The following is a 2489-nucleotide window of genomic DNA, read 5'->3' as shown; positions in this document are numbered from 1 at the left end:
GGACTGGTTGTACATCATGTTGTAGTCCATCGACAGGACCTGGAAGGAGTGCCCGGGGAACGGTATGGACTGCAGGGGGAAGTCCCAGATGCGGTTGCCCTGCACCTTGCCGGGCCAGATCTGCAGGCCGCCGGGGGAGCTGGCGTCGTACTTCCAGCCGAGCGCGGCCGCGGTGGGCAGCAGGTTGGCCTGGCCCTCCAGGCACGGGGTGCGGCTGCCGACCAGCTCCTTGCGGTAGTCGAAGGGCAGCGGTTCCAGGTCGGTGAAGCCGGTGTTCGTCTTCCACTTGGTGACGAAGTCCACGGCCTGGTCGATCTCACTGCGCCATTCGGCGGGGGACCAGTTGCGCACGCCGTCCGAGCCGCAGAAGTGCCCGTTGAAGTGGGTGCCGATCTCGTGGCCCTCCAGCCAGGCGGCCCGCACCTGCTGGAGCGTGGCGTGGATGTGCCGGTCGGCGAGGTAGCCGATCGCGGAGGCGCCGACCGCGTGCCGCGGCGGACGGTAGAGGTCCTTCTTGGCCTCCGGCAGCGTGTAGATGCCGGAGAGGAAGAACGTCATCTTCGCGCCGTGGTCGGCTGCCACCTTGCGGAAGCGGGAGAAGAGCTGGTTGCTGAGTTCGCCCGCGCCGTCCCAGGAGAACACCACGAACTGCGGCGGCTTGGCGCCGGCCGCGAGACGGGACGCCTTCGGCTGGTGCGGCTGGGCACCGGTGTCGGCGGTGGAGCCGTCGCCGATCAGCTTCAGCGGCCGGGCCGGCGCGCTCCCGTTCGCGCCGCCGTCCTTGACGCCGTCGGCCGCACCGCTGCCGCCCAGCGTCCAGTTGCCGTTCGAGCACGCGGAGAGGGCACCCAGGGCCCCCGCCGTCGCGCCCGCCGTCAGCACCCGCCTGCGAGAGATGCCGCTCATGTCCGCCCCGATTCCTCGTCCCGGCCCCGCGTGGAGCCGCTTCGCCGTGTGGTCGTCGGGTTCGATGGGCGGTCCCGCGGAAAAGATCGGAGGCGGCCGTGCGTGTTGCACGTCTGTGACAGTCGTGGCCCGGACATGACGAACCCCGCCGCCCCGGGGGGAGGGGGCAGCGGGGTCCGGTCAGCGGGTGGTCAGGCGCCGGTGCCTGCGCTGAACACGTTCAGGCGCACCGAGGAGGCGTTGCCGGACACGGGGACCGGGCCGCCCTTCCACGCCACCTTCAGGGAGTCCTTCTCGTCCGGCGGGGTGACGACCAGCGAGGCGGGGGTCGCCGTCCTGGCGCCGCTGATGTCCGGGCTGGAGAAGGTCAGCCCCGCCCAGGCGCTCCGGCCCGGCTCGAGGGTGACCGTCGTGGCGGTGGTGCCGGGCTCCCGCTGCGGGTCGGGGCCGAGCTGGGTGCCGGACGCGTCCACGAAGGCGGCGCCGGGGTAGCCGCGCACGGTGCAGGTCCGGGCCGACTTGTTGGTGAGCACGATGGGGAAGTTCTCCTGACCCGCTCCGGGGTCGTTGCCGCCCACCGAGGCGGTCAGCTCGGAGGTGTGGCAGCGGGTACCGGACGCGGTGGTGGTGCCGCCGCCGCCCGTCGAGGCCCCGGTCGCCGGGCCGCCGGTCGCCGAGCCGGTGCTCCGCGAGGTCGGCGAGGACCCGGTGCCGTCCGGTACGGACGCGGTGCCCGAGCCGGCCGAACCCGCCGAGTTGCCGGTCGCGGGCGCGGCCGTGCCCGACACCGACTCCGGGGACTTGCCCTGGCCGCCATTGCCGCAGGCGGTCAGGAGGCCCAGGGCGGCGGCCGTGCTCGCGAGCAGGGCCGCCCCGCGCCGCAAGGACTGGGACGTGTGCGCCATCTGTCTCACCACTCCTGGATGTCATGGCACGCGTACGAGACGTGCCCCGGGCGCTCCGTGCGCCGTCTACCCCATCCGATGGGACGAACGGCGGAAAAGTTCGGGGGCACGCCGTGGATTCATCGGGTCAGGTGACCCGCAGCGAGCGGAGTATGCCGTCCGTGGTATCGCCGTCGGCGGCGCCCTTCTGCCGCACCTGCACGTACACCTGAGGCTGGGCGTCCCCGCCGGCCGGACGGAGGGCCGCCTCCTGGATCGAGCCGCCCGCGCCGGAGCAGTCGCTCCAGGTCCGCACCCGGCCCTTCCAGGAGGTACCGGTGAACGCACGGCTGCCCTCGTAGCGGCAGCCCGAGTGGGCCAGCGCGGTCACCTTCGCGGCGACGTCGCCGTGCTCGCTCAGGCCGATGAAGACGCCGTTCACCGCGGTCGTCAGGTCCTGCCACCCGGACACGTCGTCGGCGACCTCCAGGCCCGGCTCGTGACCCGACGCCAGCCCCAGGGCCTGCGGGTTCCAGCCGGCGGCCCGCAGCTCGCCCGCCCACCCCGACGGCACCTCGGCGACCACGCGCCCGGTCGAGTCGGCGACCCGCGTCTGGTCGCCCGCGGTCCCGCCGCGCTGCACCAGCGTGACCGCGACCGCGGTGCCGCCGGCCGCGAGGACCGCGGCCAGGGTCAGCG

At 73.6% G+C, this 2489-nt stretch carries 2 protein-coding genes and 1 pseudogene; all 3 read right to left on the bottom strand.

The genetic code is table 11. The annotated features are described in order from the left end of the window. Positions 1–906 (bottom strand): hypothetical protein (locus tag ABZ646_RS44885; RefSeq protein WP_360533069.1); only part of this gene is annotated, 906 nt, incomplete at its 3' end. Between the two features lie 191 nt (positions 907–1097). Next, positions 1098–1811, bottom strand: coding sequence for a DUF4232 domain-containing protein (locus tag ABZ646_RS44880; protein WP_360533066.1), 714 nt, complete (start codon positions 1809–1811; stop codon positions 1098–1100). A gap of 127 nt (positions 1812–1938) precedes the next feature. Next, positions 1939–2489 (bottom strand): annotated as a pseudogene (locus ABZ646_RS44875) (serine/threonine protein kinase); the annotation flags it as partial.

The organism is Streptomyces sp. NPDC007162 (assembly GCF_040634175.1).
Classification (GTDB): Bacteria; Actinomycetota; Actinomycetes; order Streptomycetales; family Streptomycetaceae; genus Streptomyces.
The sequence above is the reverse complement of the archived record's forward strand: the minus strand, read 5'-3'. Positions and strand labels throughout refer to the sequence as shown.

Excerpts from the sequence above, each read along its gene's own strand:
- ABZ646_RS44880 (WP_360533066.1), bottom strand. The coding sequence starts at position 1,811 with ATGGCGCACACGTCCCAGTCCTTGCGGCGCGGGGCGGCCCTGCTCGCG.